Annotated in this window: 27 protein-coding genes and 1 pseudogene; 22 read left to right on the top strand and 6 right to left on the bottom strand. The window is 59.9% G+C overall.

The window, feature by feature from the left end; all coding sequences use genetic code 11:
• Window positions 1-136: 136 nt before the first annotated feature.
• The gene (locus tag ETW24_RS01080) at window positions 137-952 is read right to left on the bottom strand and encodes a response regulator (RefSeq protein ID WP_129369384.1); all 816 of its coding nucleotides are present in this window, start codon (window positions 950-952) and stop codon (window positions 137-139) included.
• A 92-nt stretch (window positions 953-1,044) separates the two neighbouring features.
• Between ETW24_RS01080 and ETW24_RS01075 the strand changes: the two genes are divergently transcribed.
• From ETW24_RS01075 to ETW24_RS01060, 4 genes are read left to right on the top strand one after another with little or no spacing between them, the layout of a single operon-like run.
• The gene (locus ETW24_RS01075) at window positions 1,045-1,245 is read left to right on the top strand and encodes a NepR family anti-sigma factor (protein WP_129369383.1); all 201 of its coding nucleotides are present in this window, start codon (window positions 1,045-1,047) and stop codon (window positions 1,243-1,245) included.
• The gene (locus ETW24_RS01070; protein WP_129369382.1) at window positions 1,238-1,795 is read left to right on the top strand and encodes an RNA polymerase sigma factor; all 558 of its coding nucleotides are present in this window, start codon (window positions 1,238-1,240) and stop codon (window positions 1,793-1,795) included. Before ETW24_RS01075 ends, ETW24_RS01070 begins: the two co-directional genes overlap by 8 nt.
• Window positions 1,792-3,564 (top strand): sensor histidine kinase, encoded by a 1,773-nt coding sequence (locus ETW24_RS01065; RefSeq protein WP_129369381.1) that lies wholly within the window; start codon window positions 1,792-1,794, stop codon window positions 3,562-3,564. Before ETW24_RS01070 ends, ETW24_RS01065 begins: the two co-directional genes overlap by 4 nt.
• Window positions 3,542-5,026, top strand: coding sequence for a phospholipase D family protein (locus ETW24_RS01060; RefSeq protein ID WP_129369380.1), 1,485 nt, complete (start codon window positions 3,542-3,544; stop codon window positions 5,024-5,026). Before ETW24_RS01065 ends, ETW24_RS01060 begins: the two co-directional genes overlap by 23 nt.
• A gap of 106 nt (window positions 5,027-5,132) precedes the next feature.
• Here the strand turns inward: ETW24_RS01060 and ETW24_RS01055 are convergent, their stop codons facing one another.
• Together ETW24_RS01055 and ETW24_RS01050 are read right to left on the bottom strand one after the other, a co-directional pair.
• Window positions 5,133-5,258 carry an entericidin A/B family lipoprotein gene (locus ETW24_RS01055; protein ID WP_129369379.1) on the bottom strand — a complete coding sequence of 42 codons (126 nt, stop codon included), beginning with the start codon at window positions 5,256-5,258 and terminating at the stop codon, window positions 5,133-5,135.
• A gap of 10 nt (window positions 5,259-5,268) precedes the next feature.
• Entirely contained in the window at window positions 5,269-5,757 is a 489-nt protein-coding gene (locus tag ETW24_RS01050) for a hypothetical protein (protein ID WP_129369378.1), read from the bottom strand.
• A 322-nt stretch (window positions 5,758-6,079) separates the two neighbouring features.
• Here ETW24_RS01050 and ETW24_RS01045 point away from each other — a divergent pair, with 322 nt between their 5' ends.
• The 12 genes from ETW24_RS01045 to ETW24_RS00990 all read left to right on the top strand — a co-directional run bounded on the left by ETW24_RS01045 (window position 6,080) and on the right by ETW24_RS00990 (window position 12,719).
• On the top strand, window positions 6,080-6,574 hold the full coding sequence (locus ETW24_RS01045) for an MgtC/SapB family protein (RefSeq protein ID WP_254695669.1): 495 nt from the start codon (window positions 6,080-6,082) through the stop codon (window positions 6,572-6,574).
• 174 nt (window positions 6,575-6,748) lie between these two features.
• On the top strand, window positions 6,749-6,916 hold the full coding sequence (locus ETW24_RS01040) for a NepR family anti-sigma factor (RefSeq protein ID WP_129369377.1): 168 nt from the start codon (window positions 6,749-6,751) through the stop codon (window positions 6,914-6,916).
• Window positions 6,913-7,461 carry an RNA polymerase sigma factor gene (locus ETW24_RS01035; RefSeq protein ID WP_129369376.1) on the top strand — a complete coding sequence of 183 codons (549 nt, stop codon included), beginning with the start codon at window positions 6,913-6,915 and terminating at the stop codon, window positions 7,459-7,461. Before ETW24_RS01040 ends, ETW24_RS01035 begins: the two co-directional genes overlap by 4 nt.
• Window positions 7,462-7,630: 169 nt before the next feature.
• Window positions 7,631-8,356, top strand: coding sequence for a Crp/Fnr family transcriptional regulator (locus ETW24_RS01030; RefSeq protein ID WP_129369375.1), 726 nt, complete (start codon window positions 7,631-7,633; stop codon window positions 8,354-8,356).
• Window positions 8,357-8,685: 329 nt separating this feature from the next.
• Window positions 8,686-8,934, top strand: a complete 249-nt coding sequence (locus ETW24_RS01025; RefSeq protein ID WP_129369374.1) for a hypothetical protein — start codon at window positions 8,686-8,688, stop codon at window positions 8,932-8,934.
• Window positions 8,935-9,105: 171 nt separating this feature from the next.
• A complete protein-coding gene (locus ETW24_RS01020; protein ID WP_129369373.1) occupies window positions 9,106-9,267 on the top strand; it encodes a DUF1328 domain-containing protein in 162 nt (53 codons plus the stop codon).
• A 55-nt stretch (window positions 9,268-9,322) separates the two neighbouring features.
• Window positions 9,323-9,604, top strand: a complete 282-nt coding sequence (locus ETW24_RS01015) for a hypothetical protein (RefSeq protein ID WP_129369372.1) — start codon at window positions 9,323-9,325, stop codon at window positions 9,602-9,604.
• A gap of 187 nt (window positions 9,605-9,791) precedes the next feature.
• On the top strand, window positions 9,792-9,977 hold the full coding sequence (locus ETW24_RS01010) for a PLD nuclease N-terminal domain-containing protein (protein WP_129369371.1): 186 nt from the start codon (window positions 9,792-9,794) through the stop codon (window positions 9,975-9,977).
• 125 nt (window positions 9,978-10,102) lie between these two features.
• Window positions 10,103-10,540 (top strand): hypothetical protein, encoded by a 438-nt coding sequence (locus ETW24_RS01005; protein ID WP_129369370.1) that lies wholly within the window; start codon window positions 10,103-10,105, stop codon window positions 10,538-10,540.
• Complete coding sequence (locus tag ETW24_RS01000) at window positions 10,527-10,928, top strand: phage holin family protein (protein WP_129369369.1); 402 nt, start codon at window positions 10,527-10,529, stop codon at window positions 10,926-10,928. Before ETW24_RS01005 ends, ETW24_RS01000 begins: the two co-directional genes overlap by 14 nt.
• The gene (locus ETW24_RS00995; protein ID WP_129369368.1) at window positions 10,915-11,682 is read left to right on the top strand and encodes a hypothetical protein; all 768 of its coding nucleotides are present in this window, start codon (window positions 10,915-10,917) and stop codon (window positions 11,680-11,682) included. Before ETW24_RS01000 ends, ETW24_RS00995 begins: the two co-directional genes overlap by 14 nt.
• A gap of 53 nt (window positions 11,683-11,735) precedes the next feature.
• The gene (locus ETW24_RS00990) at window positions 11,736-12,719 is read left to right on the top strand and encodes an AI-2E family transporter (RefSeq protein ID WP_254695668.1); all 984 of its coding nucleotides are present in this window, start codon (window positions 11,736-11,738) and stop codon (window positions 12,717-12,719) included.
• 43 nt (window positions 12,720-12,762) lie between these two features.
• On the opposite strand, the gene ETW24_RS00985 is transcribed toward ETW24_RS00990, so the two are convergent.
• A complete protein-coding gene (locus ETW24_RS00985; RefSeq protein ID WP_254695667.1) occupies window positions 12,763-14,187 on the bottom strand; it encodes a mechanosensitive ion channel domain-containing protein in 1,425 nt (474 codons plus the stop codon).
• 613 nt (window positions 14,188-14,800) lie between these two features.
• Here ETW24_RS00985 and ETW24_RS00980 point away from each other — a divergent pair.
• The 4 genes from ETW24_RS00980 to ETW24_RS00965 all read left to right on the top strand — a co-directional run bounded on the left by ETW24_RS00980 (window position 14,801) and on the right by ETW24_RS00965 (window position 18,284).
• A complete protein-coding gene (locus ETW24_RS00980; RefSeq protein ID WP_129369365.1) occupies window positions 14,801-15,166 on the top strand; it encodes a hypothetical protein in 366 nt (121 codons plus the stop codon).
• Between the two features lie 256 nt (window positions 15,167-15,422).
• Window positions 15,423-15,620, top strand: coding sequence for a CsbD family protein (locus ETW24_RS00975; protein WP_129369364.1), 198 nt, complete (start codon window positions 15,423-15,425; stop codon window positions 15,618-15,620).
• Between the two features lie 231 nt (window positions 15,621-15,851).
• On the top strand, window positions 15,852-16,892 hold the full coding sequence (locus ETW24_RS00970) for an IS481 family transposase (protein ID WP_129369363.1): 1,041 nt from the start codon (window positions 15,852-15,854) through the stop codon (window positions 16,890-16,892).
• A gap of 150 nt (window positions 16,893-17,042) precedes the next feature.
• Entirely contained in the window at window positions 17,043-18,284 is a 1,242-nt protein-coding gene (locus ETW24_RS00965; protein WP_441328135.1) for a cation:proton antiporter, read from the top strand.
• A 170-nt stretch (window positions 18,285-18,454) separates the two neighbouring features.
• Here the strand turns inward: ETW24_RS00965 and ETW24_RS00960 are convergent, their stop codons facing one another.
• Window positions 18,455-18,871, bottom strand: coding sequence for a hypothetical protein (locus ETW24_RS00960; RefSeq protein ID WP_129369361.1), 417 nt, complete (start codon window positions 18,869-18,871; stop codon window positions 18,455-18,457).
• Window positions 18,872-18,961: 90 nt separating this feature from the next.
• Here ETW24_RS00960 and ETW24_RS00955 point away from each other — a divergent pair, with 90 nt between their 5' ends.
• Window positions 18,962-19,693: a Crp/Fnr family transcriptional regulator gene (locus tag ETW24_RS00955; RefSeq protein WP_129369360.1), complete on the top strand. Its 732-nt coding sequence runs from the start codon at window positions 18,962-18,964 to the stop codon at window positions 19,691-19,693.
• A gap of 64 nt (window positions 19,694-19,757) precedes the next feature.
• Here ETW24_RS00955 and ETW24_RS24625 read toward each other — a convergent pair.
• Window positions 19,758-19,874: pseudogene (locus tag ETW24_RS24625) on the bottom strand (IS110 family transposase); the annotation flags it as partial.
• Window positions 19,875-20,016: 142 nt separating this feature from the next.
• Here ETW24_RS24625 and ETW24_RS24110 point away from each other — a divergent pair.
• Window positions 20,017-20,331, top strand: a complete 315-nt coding sequence (locus ETW24_RS24110) for a DUF2303 family protein (protein WP_164982664.1) — start codon at window positions 20,017-20,019, stop codon at window positions 20,329-20,331.
• The last annotated feature ends 66 nt before the right edge of the window (window positions 20,332-20,397 follow it).

Genomic DNA, 20,397 nt, shown 5'->3' with positions numbered 1-20,397 from the left:
TAAGACGCAGGGCCATTCACTGGCAACGAGGTTGGTTGTGCCTGCAATTGAGGTGCGCTCGTAAAAGCGGCTGGCCCCGCATCTTACCCGGTCCGCAATCCGGACCGGGCCATGCGCTTTTCATCCCCGGACCTGATCAGGCTTTCAGCGTTTCGGTCGAGGAAAAAAACATCGCCTGGCTCACTGCCGAACGCACCTGATCCTCGGTGTAGGGTTTTGAGATCAGGAAGGCCGGCTCCGGCCCTTCGCCGGTCAGCAGGCGTTCGGGGTAGGCCGTGATGAAAATCACCGGGCGGTCGCCATGCTTGGCCAGAATGCCGTTGACCGCGTCGATGCCGCTGGAATTATCCGCCAGCTGAATGTCCGACAGGATCAAATCGGCCGGGGCCTCGGACGCCAGATCCAAAGCACGGGCTTCGGTTCGGGCAATGCCTGTCACACTGTGGCCCATTCCGGTCACGATGGCCTCAAGGTCCATTGAGATGATCGCTTCGTCCTCAATGATCATGATCCGGCCGGAAGTGGCGCGCGACATTTCTTCGTAAGCGATCGCAATCAGTTCTGAAGCTTCGTCATCGCTCACCCCCATGACGATGCCGGTATCGGCTGCACTGAACTCCTCGATCGTGTGCAGCAGCAGCGCTTCACGGGTGTTCGGCGTAAGCCGCCGCATGTGTCTCTGCGCCTTCGCCGCCAGGCTTGTATCGACTTCTTCTTCCCCGGCGGGCGAGCCGGAAGAGGACCAGATCGCATGAAAGACGCGGAACAGCGCAACTTTGGGTGAAAGTTCGCTGTCGTAATCACTTTCGCCAGCCAGAATGGCTTCAAGCGAAGCCAGCGCATATTTGTCGCCGCTGCTCTGGCTGCCGGTCAGCGCCCGGGCATAGCGGCGCAGGTAGGGCAGGTTTGCGCCAATCTGGCTGGCGATCAATTCTCCCGAGTGAGCAGTCATTTTGCGTCGTCCCTTTTTTTGCAATACATATGGAACTATACGCGCCTCAACGCGTTTGGTTCCAGAAACTGCGCAAAAAACCGATGGATTGCATGACACAGCCACGACGCGCCCGGCCGCGCAATGAACAGGCCGACCGCGAAATAGACGAAAACCTCAAGCGGGCCTTCGATGAGATCGCGAGTGAACCGGTGCCGGACCGGTTTACCGATCTGCTGAAACAGCTGAAGGAAAAGGAAGCGCACGCACCCCGCGCCCCGGACCAGCCGGAGGAGAACCGCTCCGATGACTGACTCCGCGCATGACCCGAGAGAGGACCTGGTCAACCACCTGGGCGCCCTGCGCGCTTTTGCCCTTAGCCTTGCCCGCAATGGGGCCACAGCCGATGATCTGGTGCAGGACACGCTGGTCAAAGCCTGGACCAATATCGACAAGTTCAAAACCGGTACCAACATGCGGGCCTGGTTGTTCACCATTCTGCGCAACACCTATTATTCGCTGCGCCGCAAGCGCAAGCGCGAGGTGGAGGATACAGATGGCGCGTTGTCCGGCGCCCTGGCGCAAAAGCCCGATCACGACGGGCGGCTTCACATGCGCGATTTCAACGCCGCCTTTGCGCAATTGAACGACGAGCAGCGCGAAGCTTTGGTGCTGGTTGGCGCAGGCGGATTTTCCTATGACGAAGCAGCAGAAATGTGCGGCGTGAAGACCGGAACTGTCAAAAGCCGTGTAAACCGTGCCCGTGCCCGCCTGGCAGAGCTGATGGAATTGGATGAAGAAAGCAAAATGGAACTGACTGATACGGTCACGGCTGGGATCGTCGCCCAGCAAAGCGCCGCATGATCAAAGTCCCGCGGCTGCAGGCCGGCAGCCTGCTGGTACGCCTGGCCGCGCTGATGACATTTGCGCTGTTGCCGCTGGGCCTGATCGCTCTGTACCAGACCAACGCCGTGGTGGCAGAAGCCAACAGGCTGTCCCATGCATCATTGCTGGCACACACACAGCAGGCCGCCGCCAAGGAGCGTGAACTTTTACAGCGGGCCGGCGGCGCGACAGAAGGCCTGGCCGCAGCCATCCTGCCAGTGTTCGGCAGTGATGACCGCTGTGCAAACCTGATGAAATCGTTCACCCAGGGCCAGAACCCGTTCACTTTTGCCGCCTTCATCACGCCCGGCGGCTCGATGGAATGCACCTCGGACGGCAGCATCGGGGATATCTCCGAGAAGTGGCCGTTTCTCAAAGCCCGGCAGGCTGCTCGCCTCTCGTTTGCGGCGGGCCAGGAGATACTGGGCGGAAGCGGTCCCCAGCTGGTGGCAACCAGCCCGGTGCAGCGCGACGGCATCCTGCTGGGCTACGTCTCCATCGCGGTTCCGCATCAGCTGACCAAATCACTGTCCGGCACAAAATGGGCCGAGCAGGGTATTCGGTTTGTCACTCTGGACGCGCAGGGGGAGATCCTGTCCGCAAGCATTCCAGAGCAGCAAGCCGCACAGGCCCTGCCGGTTTCAGTACCGCGCCGGGAACTGCTGCAACGCACCGGCGACACGTTTTTTGAAGACGCGCGCTCTGGCCAGGAACGTTTTTTCGCAGTGAGTGAAATTCTCCCCGGGCAAGTTTCCGTAGTCGGCAGCTGGCCGGTGGAAAATGCCATGACCGTAAGCGCCAGCCCAACATCCTGGATGACGCTCGCTTTCCCGGTCCTGATGTGGCTTGCCGGGATTTCGGTTGCTGTCCTCGGTCTTCAGCAAATGGTGATCCGCCATCTCAGCGCGTTGCGCAGGGCAATGCGGCTGTATGCGCTGGGAGAGCGGGATGACCCAAGCCTGAAACTCAACAGCCCTCCGCGCGAGTTTGAGGAAGCCCGGCTGTCTTTTAACCGCATGGTGGCGATTCTCAGCGAAGCAGAGCGTCGGCGCGAGCTTGACCTTGAGGAAAAGACCATGCTGCTGCGCGAGGTGCATCACCGGGTGAAAAACAACCTCCAGCTTGTGGCGTCCATAATGAATATGCAGGGCCGGAACGCACAGACCCCCGAAGCCCGGAGGATGCTGGCACAGCTGCAGCGGCGGGTGCGCGGCCTGGCGACGATCCATCGCAGCCTGAACACCAACCCCGACATTTCCACCGTGGACAGCCGGGAGCTGATCAATGAGCTGATCGCGGAGATCGGCACCATGAATGCAGGAACCGGACAGGACATTGCGATCGAAACGAACCTTGCACAGATGCCGCTCAGCCAGGATCAGGGCGTAACCTTGTCAATGCTTGTATCGGAGGCGATGACCAATGCGGTCAAATACATTGGCGTGCCCGACGGGGGACGGCCGGAAATCAGTGTCAGTTTGCGCGAAACCGCCGAGAATTGGCTGGAGCTGGAATTGACCAACACCAAAGGGCAACCTCTGCTGGATCCGGCGGAGGAAATCGGCGGAACTGGCATCGGAACACGGCTGATGGCAGCGTTTGCCACTCAACTTGACGGCGAAGCCGTCACGCATGAAACAGAGCACAGTTTTACGTACCGGCTGGGCTTTCCCGCCGTTGCAGGAGCCGTACCACCAGCAGCGCCGATGCCGGAACAGGAGCAAGATGAAGCAGAACCCGCCGCCTGAACTCTGCCGCGGTGATTTTGAAGTTCTGATCACCGCGGAGCAGGCCTGGCCCGCGTTTGAGCGCGCAGTCCTGGATGCCCGGAGCGAAATCACCGCCAGCTTCCGCCTGTTCGATTTCGCCAACCGCCTGCTAAGCCCCGAAGCGCTGGAAACCGGGGAAACCTGGGCCGATCTGATTGTTGACGCATTACAGCGCGGGGTTCGGGTCCGGCTGATTGTAAGCGACTTTGATCCTGTCATGGCCGCGCCGCTGCATGCCGCCGCACAAGACACGTTGAAACAGGCGCAAGGGATCGCGGCCCGGCTTGAACCGGATCAGGCTGCGCGGCTATCGGTCTCGGCCGTTCTGCATCCGGCGCGGGCGGGTCTCTTGCCGCGGCTTGCCTTTTCTCCGTTCGTGATGCGCAAACTGCGCAAGCTGCCTAGACGTCTGCGGCCTGCCGCGGCCAGCCGTCAGGGTGTGCCGCAGCTTTACCCGGTTTCGCAGCACCAGAAAGTCGCGGTGATCGACCGTGAGGTTCTGTATATCGGCGGGCTGGATCTGAACCGGCGCCGTTATGACACGCAGAAGCATGACCAGCCGGCGCATGAAACATGGGCCGATGTGCAGTTGATGCTGCGCGGCCCCGAAGCCGCAGAAGCCGCAAGCCATCTGGAGCGCTTTCAGGACGAAATCGCCCTGCGCAAGCAACCGCCCGATGGCAAGCATATCCGCCGCACGCTGTCTGCACCGCGCCGCGCCGGTTTCTGGGCCTTATCACCGAGGACGGTCCTGAAGGAGATTGAGGAGGACCACCTGGAGGCCTTCGAACGAGCCCGGCAGCTGATTTATCTGGAAACCCAATACCTGCGCTCCAGCGTAATTGCGCGCGGGCTGGCCGATGCCGCACGCCGCAACCCGGACCTGTCGCTGATCCTGATCCTTCCCGCGCTGCCCGAGGAGGTCGCCTTTGATGAAAACCGCGGATTGGATGCGCGCTATGGCATGGCGCTGCAGGCCGAAGCGCTGCAGGAGATAAGCGCCGCCTTTGGTGCGCGCGCCTGTATTGCCAGCCCGGTGCAGCGGCGCATGGCAGCCCGCGAAGCGCCTTCGGTGCTGGCGGGATCTCCGATGATCTATCTGCACAGCAAGGTTCTGCTCACTGACCAGGATTTCGCCATGGTGGGTTCAGCCAATCTGAACGGGCGCTCAATGCGATGGGATACTGAGGCAGCGCTGCGGATCACGCAGCAAGACAGGATCAGGACGTTGTGGCATGCGCTGACGCGGCACTGGTGGCAAGAAGAATTGCCGGCTGAAGCATTGGATCCGGCCCGTGCAGCCGCTTGGTGGCAGAACGAAATCCGCCGCAACAAGGTGCGCCGTCCCGAGGCGCGCCGCGGACTATTGGTTCCGCATGACCCCGATAGGATGTCAGAATTGCGGCAACCTTTGCCGGGGGCGACTGAAGACATCGTCTGAACCGCCACCAGTCCCGTTGCCTGGCGCTTCAGCACAACCGGCGCAAAAAAGGCCCGGCGCCGATAAGCCGCCGGGCCAATAAACATCCAGGAAGTACAGCAGCTCTCTACTGTGCTTCTTGGGATTCTTCGGTGATTTCATTGCCGAGATTCGACACGTCCCTGCCAAAGCCTTCGGTGGTTTCACAGGCGGCCAGGCCGGCCAGTGCGAATAGTGCGAGAATGATGCGCATAGTGTTTTCCTTACTTCAGTTTCGACGCAACGTTGCCTGCAAAGGCATCGATGATGGCGGTGTAAAACACCTCGCTGTCTACAGCGACGGCGGCCGGGTCAGTGCCTTCGGGGTAATATGTGTTCAGCTGGTCAGCTGAAACGGTCAGATCGTAACGCATGTCCTTGGATGCGTCGGGCATATCAATGTCCACATCGCCTTTCAGCATCCATTCTCCAACGCCCAGAGCCTGTTCGAAATTGCTGGCCAGCATGACGGAGTCGATCTCAACATGGATTTCCGCCGCCTCTTCAGCATCTTCATCCGCGATTTGGCCGACAAGGCGCTCCGCCAGGGCGGTTTCCAAGTCTGTTTCCAGGCTGGTCCAGACTGCGGCTGCCGGATAATTCTCGATCGCGCTCAGGTCTGCCGTCACGTCTATTTCGGAGACTTTTGAGCCGGCTGCAGCTGCCGTCGCCATAGCCGTAACAAGGGCGGTGGTGCGGATCAGATGAGTCATGTTTTAAGCTCCTTACGTTTCTGCCCCTTCTTGGGGATGCACCGAAGCAACGCGCGGGCTTCTTGAAAGGTTCCTGAATTGGCTGGAGAAACTTTTTAAATGATCGGATTCCCGCAAGTTTTCCTATAATGATAGGCCCTTAGGCGCAGGAAGCTGAGTAAGGGTGCAAGCGCTTGCTCGCGCAGGTGAGCATTTGAACCGGCGCCTGGCAGCGAACCCGCAAGGGAGCCCGGCCAGGGAACTCGGCGCCGTTTCAGGCGTTTGCCAGTCGTGCCCCTGCAGCCGCGCGGGGACCAGGAGTATTGTCGGGAGGATCGGCTGAATGGACATATTCGCAGGTGCAGGAAGCTTTTCAACACAGCTGGACTGGGCCTTACAGCTGGACTGGGCATTGCGGCTGGCCGTTGCCCTGGCAGGCGGTGCGCTGCTGGGGCTGGACCGGGAATTGCGCCACCGCCGGGTGGGCATCCGCACCTACATGATGGTTTCGCTTGGTGCTGCCGCTTTTGTTATCTTGGGTCTGGAATTCGGCCGTCAGATGCAAGCCGAGGGCCTGTCTTCCGATCCGACCCGCGTGGCCCAGGGGCTGATGGGCGCTATCGGCTTTATCGGCGCGGGGGCGATCATCAAGGGTGACAAGCGGGTCGGCGGCATTACTACGGCAGCCAGCATTTGGGTTGCCGGAGCGGTTGGAATGGCGGCGGGCCTCGGCTTCTCTGTGATGGCTTTTCTCACGGCGGGGCTGGCGGCCCTGCTTCTGTCGGTCAGCCGTTTAATGACACACCGTGGCGCAGATGACCGGCCTGACATCAAATGACTCTCCTGGGGAGTTTCCGGCTGGGAGCAGGCAGGCAAGCCAGCGTAAACGCGCCTATTGATATCTGCGGCGGCCAAGGTGCTCGTCCAGCCAGCCCCTGTTTTATACGGCACCGGCAGGAACCATTCCCATCTTGACGCGTTGGCTTCCGGTGAGCGTCGAGCAGAGGGAAAAATGGCAAACCTAAAACACCACCAACAAGTGCCCCGTGCTGCGGACCATATCGACCGCAATTTGAAGAAGGCCTTTGACGAACTGGCAGCGGAACCGCTGCCCGAGCGGTTCACCGATCTGCTTGAGCAGCTGCGCAAAGCTGAGCTTCCTAAGAAGGACATCCAATGACAGCTGATCCGCGCGATGAGTTGACCGAGCATCTCGGCGCGCTGCGCGCCTTTGCGCTCAGTCTCACCCGGAATTCCGCAACCGCCGATGATCTGGTGCAGGACACGCTGATCAAGGCTTGGACCAACATCGGCAAGTTCAAAACCGGCACCAACATGCGGGCTTGGCTGTTTACCATTCTGCGCAATACTTTCTATTCACTGCGCCGCAAGCGTAAGCGCGAGGTGGAGGATGCCGACGGATCGCTGGCTTTGGCGCTGGCCTCCAAGCCCGATCACGACGGCCGCCTGAACATGCGCGACTTTATGCAGGCCTTTGACCAGCTGCCTGACACCCAGCGCGAAGCCCTGACCCTGGTGGGTGCGGGCGGATTTTCCTATGAGGAAGCCGCAGAAACCTGCGGTGTCGCAGTCGGCACGATCAAAAGCCGGGTCGGACGCGCCCGTGCATCCCTTGCGGATCTGCTGCACCTGAAAGATGACGAGGCACTGGAGCTGACCGACAGCGTGACAGCCGGGATTCTATCCAAGACCCCCGCTGCCTGAATGTCCGGTCTGTGTGTCAGTACTGCGCTGCTCCTGGCGGAGAGCGCGGTCTTGTCCTGCGTCTTTTTTCTTCCCAGAGGCCGGACCGACGGACAATAGTGGCGCAGGTGCATCCGCTGGGCATCCGCACAGGCAGAACGGAGCCGCGCCTTTGCCGGTGAGGCTGGTCATGACAACCAATTGCGAAAACTGCCCGCTGCGCAGGCAGTCCCTGTTCCTGGAGTTCTCGCCGGAAGAGGCCGATTTCATGCAGCGCTTCAAGACTGGTGAAATGCAGGCAGGCCCCGGAACCCACCTGCTGACCCAGGGGGAAAAATCACCGCAATTGTTCACCGCCCTGTCTGGCATGGGGCTGAAATACAAAATGCTAAGCGATGGCAGCCGCCAGGTGGTCGGCTTTGTGATGCCCGGCGATTTCCTGGGCCTGCAGGCCGGGGTGATGGGGGAAATGGGCCACTCGGTCGAAGCGGTGACGGATATGACGCTCTGCGTGTTCAACCGGGCCGGCATCTGGGATCTGTTTACCTGCCACCCCGAACGCGCCTTTGCTGTTGCCCATCTGGCTGCGGTCGAGGAACATTTCCTGGGCGATGCGCTGGCCGCTGTCGGTCAGCGCCCGGCCTATGAGAAGATCGCCTGGGCAATGGCCCGTTTCTTTCGACGTGCCGAAGGAACCGGGCAGGCCCGCAAAAATACGGCGCCCCTTCCCTATACCCAGCAAGATATTGCAGACGCTTTGGGCCTTTCTCTTGTCCACACCAACAAACAACTTGCCGAATTGCGCAAGAATGGCGTTCTGAGCTGGCAGCAAGGTACGCTGACGATCCATGATATGGAAAAGCTGGAAGAGCTGGCGGGTGAGGAAAGCCATGTCCGTGAACGCCCGCTGGTCTGATCCCTCGCATTGCCAGACTGGCGCCCCGCAGCGCATTTGCGCAGGCGAATGAGCCACAGAATTTTGCGCTCCGCGCATTTCTTGCGGAACATTTCCGCGTGCTGTGCGTCTTTCAACAGTTAGCAGCCTGAAAACGCTGCAGGGCCCGTCCCCGATTTGGTCCATTCACTGGACCCCTGCCTTTAATCCGGCAGGGGTCCTTTTCTTTTTCACTTAGCGCGTTGAGCCTTGAATCGACTTGCATTTTTTTGCTGTGCCGGGCGGTTTTTACGGAACCTTTCCGCTCGCGGGCGCGTTAGCCGGATGAAGCAACCCGAAAGGACAGTATCGTGAAACCTCCTATTATTCTTGCCGCAGTCGCTGGCATCCTTGTGCTGGTATTTGGCATCTATATGATCGACATCGATCAGACCCAGGATACCCGTCTTCCTGATGTGGAGGTCTCCGTCGAAGGCGGTCAGCTGCCGGAATTCGACGCCGAGGTTGGCGACATTGAAACCGGCACCAAAGAAGTGACCGTGACCGTCCCCACCGTCGACATTCAAAGCCCTGAAGAAGACGCCAGCGACGGCGGCTGATCAAGCGTCCCGGTTTCACAAAGCGCAGCGCCGGCCGCTGCGCTTTTTCTTTTGCTAAGAATCCGCAGCATTGCAGTCATGGCAACGGAAATCCGGAACCATTCGCCCGCTCAGCCGTTAACTTGCCAGATGGCGCTCTTCGCAGCGCGCAAACAATGAAGGGAAAGAGCCATGCTTGGTTGGGCAATCACGTTTCTCGTCGTGGCACTCGTCGCCGCAGTTCTTGGATTCAGCGGCATCGCGGGCGCATCCGCCGGGATCGCACAGATCCTCTTTGTGATTTTCCTGGTGCTCTTTGTCCTCTCGATCATTGTCCGCCTGATAAAAGGCTGACCTGACCCGCCGCACGCACACAGCAGAATGGCAGCTAGTAAAAGGAACCCGACACATGACCAACACAGCCGAAGCACAGCAGAAATCCAAAAGCAGCGCCGCATCCACTTCAGACAGCGAGTCCGGCAACCTCGCAGGACGCGTAAAAGAGCAGGCCGCTCAAACGGTTCAGCAGGCGCAAGAGCAGATTGACGCCGGGCTTCAGTACAGTTCCGGTGAAATGCAGCGTCTGACCAAAGAGGGACAAGCATTTGTCAGGAAAAACCCGGGCCTTGCCATTGCCGGCGCCTTGGGCGTTGGGGTGCTGCTGGGCCTTGCCATGCGCAGCCGTTTTTGACCCTGCCGCCCGCAGGGGCCGTCCGAATTACTCGAAATTTGCCAAAGCCGCGCAGCCAGCGCGGCTTTTTTGCGGCTGGCCGGCCGCCATCCCTAAATGGGTCACCTTCCATTTTTGCCCTGGCAGGGAACCTTTTGCCGGTTCCGCGCGTTTTCCCTTCAGAACAACAAACCGAAGGGAGCAAATCATGGAATATGGAATTATTGGCCTGCTGGTGCTGGCCGCCGACATTTATGCGATCATTCAGATCCTGTCTTCTGGCGCCTCCACCGCAGCCAAGATCCTTTGGACGCTGGTGATCCTCATTCTGCCCGTTGTGGGATTTATCATCTGGCTGATTGCAGGTCCAAAGTCCTCTGCCGCGAAAATCTGACTCGGCTGCTGCAGCCATTGTGCGGCCCGGGCTTCGGACGCCGGGCCGTTTTCATTCGACCAAGGGAACAAAAAGCGTCAGCGCGCGTTTTCCCCTAGAACCCCGAGACCAAAGAGGCAGATGATATGACCGATACTTCTGATCTGGAATCGCAAGCCCGCGCCCAAGCTGCCGATCTGGGCCGCAAGGCCAAGGGTGCGGTTAAAGGCACGGTTCGCGATGCCGCAGACGCCGCGCAGTCGCAGGCCGCCCGCGAGGTGCAGGCTACAGCGGATGCCGCTGGCGCCGCAGCGGATGCTTTTGCACTGGGCTCCATGCAGTCGCAGGCCGCGCAGATGGTTGCCGGCCACCTTGAGGACGCCGCCCACCGGGTGCGCAGCTTGGACATTGAACAGTCTGTGCGTGATGTCAGTGCCTTTGCGCGCCGCAATCCGCTGCTGTTTTTGGGCGGCGCGGCACTGGCCGGGTTCGCCGCCACCCGCTTCCTCAAGGCAAGCGAACCGGACGGCCGCAGCAACGGTCCGGCAGATATGACGCAGGAGGCCGGGCATGGCACGTCATGATCTGCGCCAAGCGCCGGATATGTTCCTGGAAGCTCTCCGGCATTTCACGGCACTGCTGCGCAGTGAGGCCGAGCTTGCCAAGAGCGAGCTGAAGGAGAATGCCGCCCGCGCCGGAACCGGGCTGGCTTGTTTCGCTATTGCCGCTCTGGTGGCGCTGGCTGGACTGCATGTGCTTGCGGCAGCGCTGGTCGCCTGGATTGCATCCGCAGGCCTGTCCGCCGGATGGGCCGCGCTGATCGTCGGCGGCGGGCTGATCGCCATTGCCCTGGGTCTGCTGCTGTTCGGCAAGTCGCAGCTCAGCAGCGAGGCGCTGCTGCCATCGCGCACCATCAGCAATGTTAAAAAAGATGCCGCCAGCATCAAGGAGGCCGCAAATGCCCGCTACTGAAGAGATCGAACAGCGCGTGGACGCAAACCGCCGCCGGCTGGCAGAAAGCCTGTCCAGCCTGTCCGGCACCGTTGCGCCGCAATCGGTGACCGAACAGCTTTCGGCAGCGGCAAACGGCTATGGCGGCGAACTGGGGCGCCAGGCAATTACCGCAGCCAAGCGCAATCCCGCAGCCCTGGTTCTGGCCGGGGCTGGGTTGGCCCTTCTGTTCACCGGAACCGGCAGCAGCAGCCGCCCGCGCACCGCCGCCAAGCCGGCCGCCGCCGTTCCCCCCGAAGCCGCTTTTGCCGGTTTTGACGCGCGTGTCGCCGCGGCAGATGCCGCCATTAAACAGGAGATGACCGGTATGAGTGAAGAAACCCTCCGCGCTGGCAAGATGCGCGAGACACTGGACGCAGGGCTGGACGCCCTGCCCGCAGCTGCCCGCAAGCGGGTGTTGAAGGCGCGCACTGCTGCCCTGCAGGCGCAGGAGAAAGTTGAATCGCATACCGCCAAAGCCGCGGCCCGCTCGCGAACTTTTTTCGATCAGAACCCGCTGGCCGCCGGGGCCATTGCCCTAGGCCTGGGCGCACTGATCGGGGCCTTGCTGCCTTCTACCCGTCAGGAGGACGAGTTGCTTGGCGCCCGCCGTGATGCGCTGGCCGCCAAAGCCGAGGCCGCCCTGCGCGAGGAAATGGACAAGCTGCACCGCAAGGCCAGCGCAAGCCTCGATCCGTCAGATACCGGCCCGGCACCGCATGCGGCTTCTGTCTGACGGCAATGCCAGGATATCTAAAGACCACACTCAGCGGCCGGGGGGTCCGGGTGATGCTGATGATCCTCACGATCATCAGCATCACAGCGGCATTGCAGCATGCACAGCAGATCCTGGCACCGATGAGTTTTGCTCTGGTTCTGGGCATCGTTGTGTCGCCGCTTGCTGACAAGCTGGCACGCTATGGCGTGCCGCGGCTGGTGATTGCCTTGTCTCTGCTGCTTGCCTGCACATTGTTTGTGGCCACCGCCGTACTGCTGATCGAGCCGGTCGTGAATGCCCTGATCGAGGAACTGCCGCGCATCAAGGCTGTCATATCCTCACTGATCGACAAGGCCTCTTCCTTGCTGCGCGGGATAGAGACCATCAGCGAGGAAATCGAAAACACTGTCGGCGCTGAAGCGATGGAGCCCCAGACCGCCATCCCATCCGTGGGGGACGCGCTGTGGCTGGCGCCCAGCTTTCTCTCTCAAGTGTTCATCTTCGTGGGCACGCTGTTCTTCTTCACGCTGACCCGGGACGATCTCTACCGCCTCACCGGTCCGTTGTACGGCCGGCTCAAGCATGCCGACAAGGCCGTGGCCCGCTATTTTGCCGCGATCACCGTGGTGAATGCTGGTCTTGGTGTGGTGACTGCAGGCATTTTCTTGGCTTTGGGGCTGGAATACGCCGTGCTCTGGGGGCTTGCGGCAGCCCTGCTGAACTACGTTCTTTACCTTGGCCCGCTGCTGATGATTCTGGGGCTGGGTATTGCCGGCGCCCTGCAATTCACCGGTGCCCTTGCGGTGGCGCCGCCGGTGCTGTTCCTTATCATTAACCTGACCGAGGCGAATATCGTCACGCCATTACTGGTCGGCAACCGTCTGGCAGTGAACCCGTTGCTGGTCTTTCTGGCCATTGTTTTCGGCCTGTGGCTGTGGGGTCCCATCGGTGCATTTGTGGCGCTGCCGCTTCTGTTGTGGCTGGGAGTTATGCTGGATCCGCGCCACAGCCTGCCTGCAAAGACGGCTGAGGATCCATTGCACAATATTATGTGAGTGGAATATGCCCGCACCGCCAGGTGCGGGCGGCAGCCGGTCCTTACTCGGCGCGCTGCTGCGCATCCAGCAAGTTCTCCACACCATCCAGCCCCTCACGCTCCCGCTCGGCGGCCCCGGTCACCGCCGGTTCCGCCCGCGCCGGATCGGCGGCCTCGGGCAAATCTGCGCTGCTGGCCGCTGGCGGGGTTTTCCGGGTGTCAACGCGCTTCGCCGGGGCGGCAGCAGCAGCGTCTTGCGCCCCGTCCAGACGGACCCGGTAGATTGGTTCGGGCAGGCCGAATCCCGCGCCTTCCAGCGCCATTTTGGCTGCCCGGATCGCCTCACCGCGCGCCTTGGCGAAATCCACTTGGGTCTGATCTACCCAGCCGGTGAAGGTCAGGATCACATTGGAATCCCCGACTTCGCTGATCCAGGCGCCAACCTCCGGATCTTCCAGCACAAATGGCTGCGCCTCGAGTGCGGCCACGGCTGTGGACAACGCCGCTGCCAGATCCGCGTCGGCATCCACGCCCAGATCAAAGCCGAAACGGCGATGCGGATCGCGGGTGAAATTCACGATGCGCCCCTTAAAGACAGTGGCATTGGGAATTCGGATATGGTTGCCCTCGGGAGAGATCAGGATGGTTGCCCGCGAAGTCAGCCGCGCCACCGTTCCCTGATCGCCCTGAATGTCCACGTAGTCATTGGGCCTGAACGGCTGGCGCAGGCTAAGCAGAATGGAGGCAATGAAGTTCTCCACTGTGTCACGCACCGCAAAGCCAAGCGCCAGGCCAACTACCCCCGCCGCCCCCAGCACGGCACCAATCAGCGCCGTTGCGTTCATGATATCAAGCGCCAGAACCAGCCCCGTCAGAATGAACATGATACGCGCAACCGCCCGGTAGACATCCGCGATAAAGGGGTTGGGCGCCAGCCGGGTCCAGATGCCGATCCGCGTCGTCAGCAGCCAGCCTCCTGCCGCCACCAGAAAGAAGGCCGTCACCGCAACCAGAAAAATCGGCCCGTTCGCCAGCAGATTCCGCGTGCGGGCGGCAATCCGGTCCACCGCGGGGGCCAGCCTCTCTTCGAGCGTGCCGCTGATTTCGGTCTCGTTCTCAATCGCCACCACACCGGCCACGCGGTTGACGATCTGCGTCAGCCTGTCTTGCGCCGCATTGTCGATCACCTGGCCGGTGATACGGACAACACCTTCGGAAACCGATACTGTCACGGCCCCATAGCCTTCAATTTCAGCGAGCAGTTTTTCGATCCTGCTCAAAATCGCGCTATCGCGCACTGCCGCGTCGCCGACTTCGATCAGGCCGTCGGTCTGAACCGGATCAGTGGCGGTCTGTGCCTGGCCGCTGGCCGTTCCAAGGCAGAGTGCAGCCGCAGCAACCAGGCACACTAAAAACGCCTTCAATCCATGCCCAAGCGTCAGGATGCGCCCCTGATGCCGCCCGGTATAAATCTTTCTACGGTTCAAATCCGCATCCTCCCGATCAATTCCAAGGCAGTTGCACCACTCGGCGGCCATCGCTGCGGCAGGTCCGCACTGTTATGCAGGTGACGGTTCGCCTGCCGGAGCAGTGCGCTCTCCGCATCCGGCTGCTGCAAACGGTCCGCAGGCAAGACGCTGGATGACTGGCGACCTGGATTGTCCTCATACAAAAATCCATAAAGCAGTCCCCCTGGCTTTAAAACGCCTGGAGGCAACCGCGCCGTTCGGCTTGGATCACGTTGCAAATCCGCCATATGACGCCCGGATATCCCGCGCTGGCCAAGGGGCATAGCCCCTAACGTGCCGCCCGCTGGAGTGAAGTGTCCTGTGACAATTGACTTTACCCGCCGTTGCGGCCGAAGCTTTCAGGGAAGACCTTCCTCTTCCAACCGCACTACCCCAGGGCAATGCACGACAACCAATATTTATCAACAGGTTAGCCGACACCCTCCCTTGCCCGCCTTCGGGTTAGCCATCCCGCGGCTGTGTCCGGACGGAAAAACACTCTGACGACATTTTTCGAGACTCGATATGTCATAGTTTAATGCCAGCTGCCCGGCGCAATGCCATGGCTCCTCTACAAGTGAATGGAGACCTTATGGGTACTGAAACTCGCGGCGCGGAAGCGCCGGTATTGATCCTGACTAAGAACGCTTTTGAAGCGCTTGACATAAGCGACTATCTGATCCGCCGCGGTCTCGATACCGTTTTGAGCGAAACCAAAATTGAGCAGTGTTCCGCATTTTTCGATGACAGCCAACCGCCGCCCCGGCTGGTGTTCTTTGCCTTCCCGCTTAGTGAACCGGCGGCGCGTGACTGGCTTTTCACAGCTCTGTCAAAAAATTGGCCTGTCATCCTGGTGAATGGGGACACCACCGAGCCGGAACTGCAGTCCCTGCCCATGCTTTCTCGCCCGTTCAAGACATCCCACCTGGATGCTGTGATGGAGATGGTCAGCGAATAATGCATTCCGGCACAATGAATGAAGGTCATGCCCGGCTTCGAAGGGAGACACGCTGTCACGACGGCAGAGACCGCCCGGCAGCCAGCCGGTCCTGAAACTCCAAGGTGGCCACTGCCGCACGCCGGCTGTGGATTTCTGCCGATGCAAGTTTCACGGCCTACACGGAACCTTACGGCCTCGGCAGCGTTTTCTAATTGAGAGCGCGTCACCGCGGCACACCCCCGGTTTCCGCCCGATCTTGAAAGGAGAACACGACATGGACGACGACCGTTTCACCGGCAAATGGACCGAACTCAAGGGCCGCCTACGCGAGACCTATGGCGATCTGACCGACGACGAACTGGAACAGGCCAAGGGCGAGCGCGAACAATTGGAAGGGCTGCTTCAGCAGAAACTGGGCAAGACCAAGGACGAAGTCCGCCAAGCTGTCGACCGCATGCTGGAGAGCATCTGAAATAGGCGCAGACCGCATAGCGTTTTTCACACTATGCGGTGAGTTCCGCCTATCAGGTACCAAAGCCGTGCGGCCATCTGGTGGCAATATTCTTAGGTGAATTAGTCTCGATGTGATCTGACACCGCCCCCATTTTTTCAAATTGGATTGGGGGCGGTGGTTCCCTTGAAGGGAGATGGTTGTCCGTTTTGATGGTGGTGCCAACCAAACCATCGAAACGAGGAAACCACGATGTTGAATACTACCGACAAGATCATCAAACACAAAACCGGCCTGCTGAATCTGGCCGAGGAACTGGGGAATGTCTCGAAAGCCTGTCAGGTGATGGGCTATAGCCGGGATACTTTCTATCGCTACAAGTCAGCCGTTGAAGAAGGCGGCGTGGAAGCGCTGTTTGAGCGCACCCGGCGCAAGCCCAATCTGGCAAACCGGGTGGACGACGCGACCGAGCAGGCCGTCATCAAATCCGCCACTGATTTCCCGGCCTACGGTCAGGCCCGCACTTCGAACGAGTTGCGTAAGCTGGGTGTCTTCGTCTCACCCTCGGGTGTCCGGTCGATCTGGCTGCGGCACGATCTGGCGAACTTCAAGGCCCGGCTGAGGGCGTTGGAAGCCAAGGTGGCCGAGGACGGCATGATCCTGACCGAGGCCCAGGTGCAGGCGCTGGAGAAGAAGAAGCTCGACGATGAAGCCTGCGGCGAGGTGGAAACAGCCCATCCCGGCTATCTGGGATCACAGGACACGTTTTATGTCGGCACCCTCAAGGGCGTCGGGCGGGTCTATCAGCAGACTTACGTGGACACCTATTGCAAGGTGGCGCATGCCAAGCTCTACACCACCAAAACACCGATCACCGCAGCCGACCTGCTCAATGACCGAGTGCTGCCATTCCATGACGAGCACGACCTGCCGGTGCTGCGGATCATGACAGATCGCGGGACGGAATACTGCGGGCGCGTCGACAAACACGATTTCCAGCTCTTCCTGGCGATCAACGATATCGACCACACCAAAACCAAGGTGAAATCACCGCAGACCAATGGCATCTGCGAACGGTTTCACAAGACGGTGTTGCAGGAGTTTTATCAGGTCGCGTTCCGCAAGAAGCTCTACGACAGCATCGAAGCCTTGCAGGCCGATCTGGACGAATGGCTGCACCACTACAACCACGAGCGCACTCATCAGGGCAAAATGTGTTGCGGCAGAACGCCGTTTCAGACCATGATCGAGGGCAAAGAAATCTGGAAGGAAAAGTTCCTGAACCAAACTTGACCTGACAGACGCCGCCGGAAAAACGGCCAACTGTCAGATCACATCGGAACCACTACATCTTAGGCCGCACGCTCTCCTGCAATTCAAAGACCGGTCCGCCAGACTGCCTAAGACTGGTCTGGCGGCGCAAAATGCTGCTCAATGGCGCTCATGGACCACACTGAATTCTTTGGCTTAGCCTCCTATCACCTGATGCTTGCAGCCATGGGTGTAGTGATCATTCTTGCTCATTGGTCACCGCGCTTCTTTTCAACCCGAGAGCCTGCCGCCGCACCGCTTCTCATCCTGCTCGGAATGGCGGCATACTGGCTGGTTCCTGGCCTGCCCCAGCTTCCAGACCCGCGCGCTCACCCGAAGCCTTGGGAAGTTGTCAGCGAGCTGACTGTGATTATTGCGCTGTTTGCAGCCGGTCTCCGCCTCGACAGCCTGAGGCCATGGAAAAAATGGGGCCCGACGGTCCGGCTTCTCCTCATCGGGATGCCGCTCACAATCCTGGCGGTTGCCGTGCTGGGGTGGGGCTTGGGCGGCATGACTGCTGCCGGCGCAATACTCCTGGGTGCCGTGCTGGCCCCGACAGACCCGGTGCTTGCGGGTGACGTGCAAGTCGGTCCGCCGATGGAAGGCAACGAACACCCGGTGCGTTTTACTCTGACAACTGAAGCGGCGCTCAATGACGGGCTCGCCTTCCCCTTTGTCTACCTCGGCCTCATTGTTGCCGTGCAGGGGTTGAACCCTCAGGCATGGCTGGCTGACTGGCTTATTATTGATGTCGCGTACCGTATCTCAACAGGTGTTGTGATGGGCGCCTGCGGTGGCTGGGCGCTGGGGCAAGTGCTGTTTCGGTTTCCCCGTTCTGCGGTTCTGGCTGACACAGCGTCGGGTGTTGTGGCGGTTGCCGGGGTATTGCTTTGCTACGGCTCGACCGAACTGGTCGAAGGCTACGGGTTCATCGCCGTCGCCGTCATGGGCCTGACATTGCGCCGGATCGAAAATGAACACCGTTTTCACCGCAGGCTGCACGATTTCTGCGAAACAATCGAACACGCTTTGACAGCACTGCTATTAGTTGCCCTTGGCAATGTCCTGCCGGTTCTTCTTGAAGATCTAACCTGGGCACATCTCCTATTGGCGCTTTTGCTTATCGGTGTGATCCGGCCTCTGGCTGGCTGGATCTCGCTGGCTGGTTCGCAGCTCCGCAAACGCGACCGTTTTGTGGTGTCCGTGTTTGGTGTCCGGGGGATCGGGTCAATCTATTATCTCTGCTACGCCGGCGCACATTTGGAGTTTGTGAACGAACCGGAATTATGGGCACTGATCGGGCTGACCATCCTGCTTTCGACCATGTTGCACGGCTTCACTGTCGGCCGCGCTATGGATGCGATCGCAAAATAAATAGGCCGGTCAATCTGAAACACGCAGCTTATAGTCTCAAGTATGCAAAAAACGGGAGAAATTCCGGGAAAGAGTGACCAGACGACCCAGGCATTCATGTGCACTTTAACACGCGCTTCCAGTGCAACAGCCATCAACATTCACGGACTTCGGCAATTCTGCTGCAATCCCTATCTTTGCCCGGCAACACCGCGATTGCTCCGCGTCCTGCACTGCTCCTGCGCCAGATGCGCCTGAATCATCCGGGTGGAAACTGGGCGGGCAAGCACCGGCCATCTTAAGCGCGGTGAATGCCCGTCCAGTTCGTCTTCGGCAGCATCACCCAATAGGACCAGCCTCCCGCCGCGTCCCTGAACCGCCTGATCAATCTTGAGACTGGTAACCTGTTCGGATCCCGCTTCGACAAAGGCCACCGCAATCCGCCGGAATGGCGTGATCGACATCAGCGCGCATTCATGCCCCTTTTGCACACTGATTTCGGCCACCGGGTCAAAGTCCGAAATGGTATCGCAGATATCGCAAGTGATCAGGTAGTTTCTGGACACGATCAGATAGACATGTGCCCTGTCTTGATTGGGCTCTTCCATTGCTTCCGCTCCCCCCTACAGTCAAGCATTTTGGAACTTTTCCGGTTCAGGCGCATTAAACTGTGACATAGCTGCGAAAGGGGAAGGCCCGTGTCACCAACCGCCTGCCAGAATTGCCCGCTGCGCAAGCGGCCCGTTTTTACACCAATGTCGCGTGAAGAAGTCATCTTTACCCAGGAGTTTAAAACTGGAGAGCTAACGGTGGATGCAGGCACGACGATCCTGCTGGAAGGATCTAACAGCCCGCAGTTTTATACAGTGCTGAGCGGCATGGGCACGCGCTACACGACGTTGGAAAATGGCCGCCGGCAAGTGATCAATTTTCTTTTCCCCGGCGATATAGCCGGTCTGCAGGCCAGCCTGATGGGAGAGATGAAGCATTCAGTGGAAGCGGCCACCCCGATGACGCTGTGCGTGTTCCGCCGCGCTGCGTTGTATGAGCTGTTTCAGCGGCAGCCAGAGCGCGCATACGACTTGACGTGGATTGCCGCGGTCGAGGAGCATTTCCTGGGCGAAACCATTGCGTCTCTGGGGCAGCGGGATGCTTCGCAGCGCATTTCCTGGGCACTGGTGCGGATTTACGAGCGGCTCAAATCTGTTGGCATGGAGGTGAAGGACACAGTGCCGCTGCCATACCGCCAGCAGGACCTGGCAGATGCGCTTGGCCTGTCTTTGGTACACACGAACAAGATGCTGAAAACGCTGCGGGACAGCAAACTTGCACAATGGCAGAATGGAAATCTGCAGATCAGGGACCTGCCCGCGCTTGCCGAGGTGGCGATGGTCGAATTGACCGCGCCCGAACGGCGGCCGTTGATTTGACGCAGCATTGCCAGGTGCTTCTGCCAAATCTTCCGCCTGCCTCCAGCTTCGGCTTCCTAGGTTTCAGCGGTCTCTCTGCTTCGAGTTTCTTGCGCGGGACAGGCTGCCCCGCTGCATTTGTCCCGTGGACCTGAAACACATTCTGCCCCAGATCAAGCCCGACCGTGATAATCTCTGACATGACCGCTCTACTTTGCGGATCGTTGCAGGCCCACCTTGGCACAGTGATGCCGTCGGGGGGCGGTCACATCATCAACGCCCATCCGTCCTGCTCGCAAAGCCTGACATGCAGCCACCGACCATCACCTGCGTTGCAGACTGCCATGCGCCTGGCGCAGCAGATCGAAGGCCGCTATGGCCAGCTGACCCAGTTGCTGCAGATGTCGCGCCAATTTCAGGTGTACGAGACCAGCGATCTAGCGCTGGTCAGCGACACCGGCGAAGGCGAAATCCAGTTCCTGAACGAGCACAAGGACGCGGCTGGCCAGCCTCTGAAAATTCCGAAGCTGATCATCATCGCGATCCCGGTCTTCATGGGTGGAGCGGCATACCGCATGCCCGTGCGCCTCCGCTACCGCAAGGCAGGCAGCACCGTGAAATTCCTGCTAGTCCGTCTACAACCCGGAAAAAGCCTTTAAAACCGCCTTCAAGGAAGCCATCGAAGAGGCCACCAAAGAGACCGGCCTTCCTACCTTCCGGGGCAC

Origin of the sequence: Leisingera sp. NJS204, from assembly GCF_004123675.1 — a bacterium.
In the GTDB taxonomy this organism is placed as follows: Bacteria; Pseudomonadota; Alphaproteobacteria; order Rhodobacterales; family Rhodobacteraceae; genus Leisingera.
This window is presented reverse-complemented; position numbering and strand designations above follow the sequence as displayed.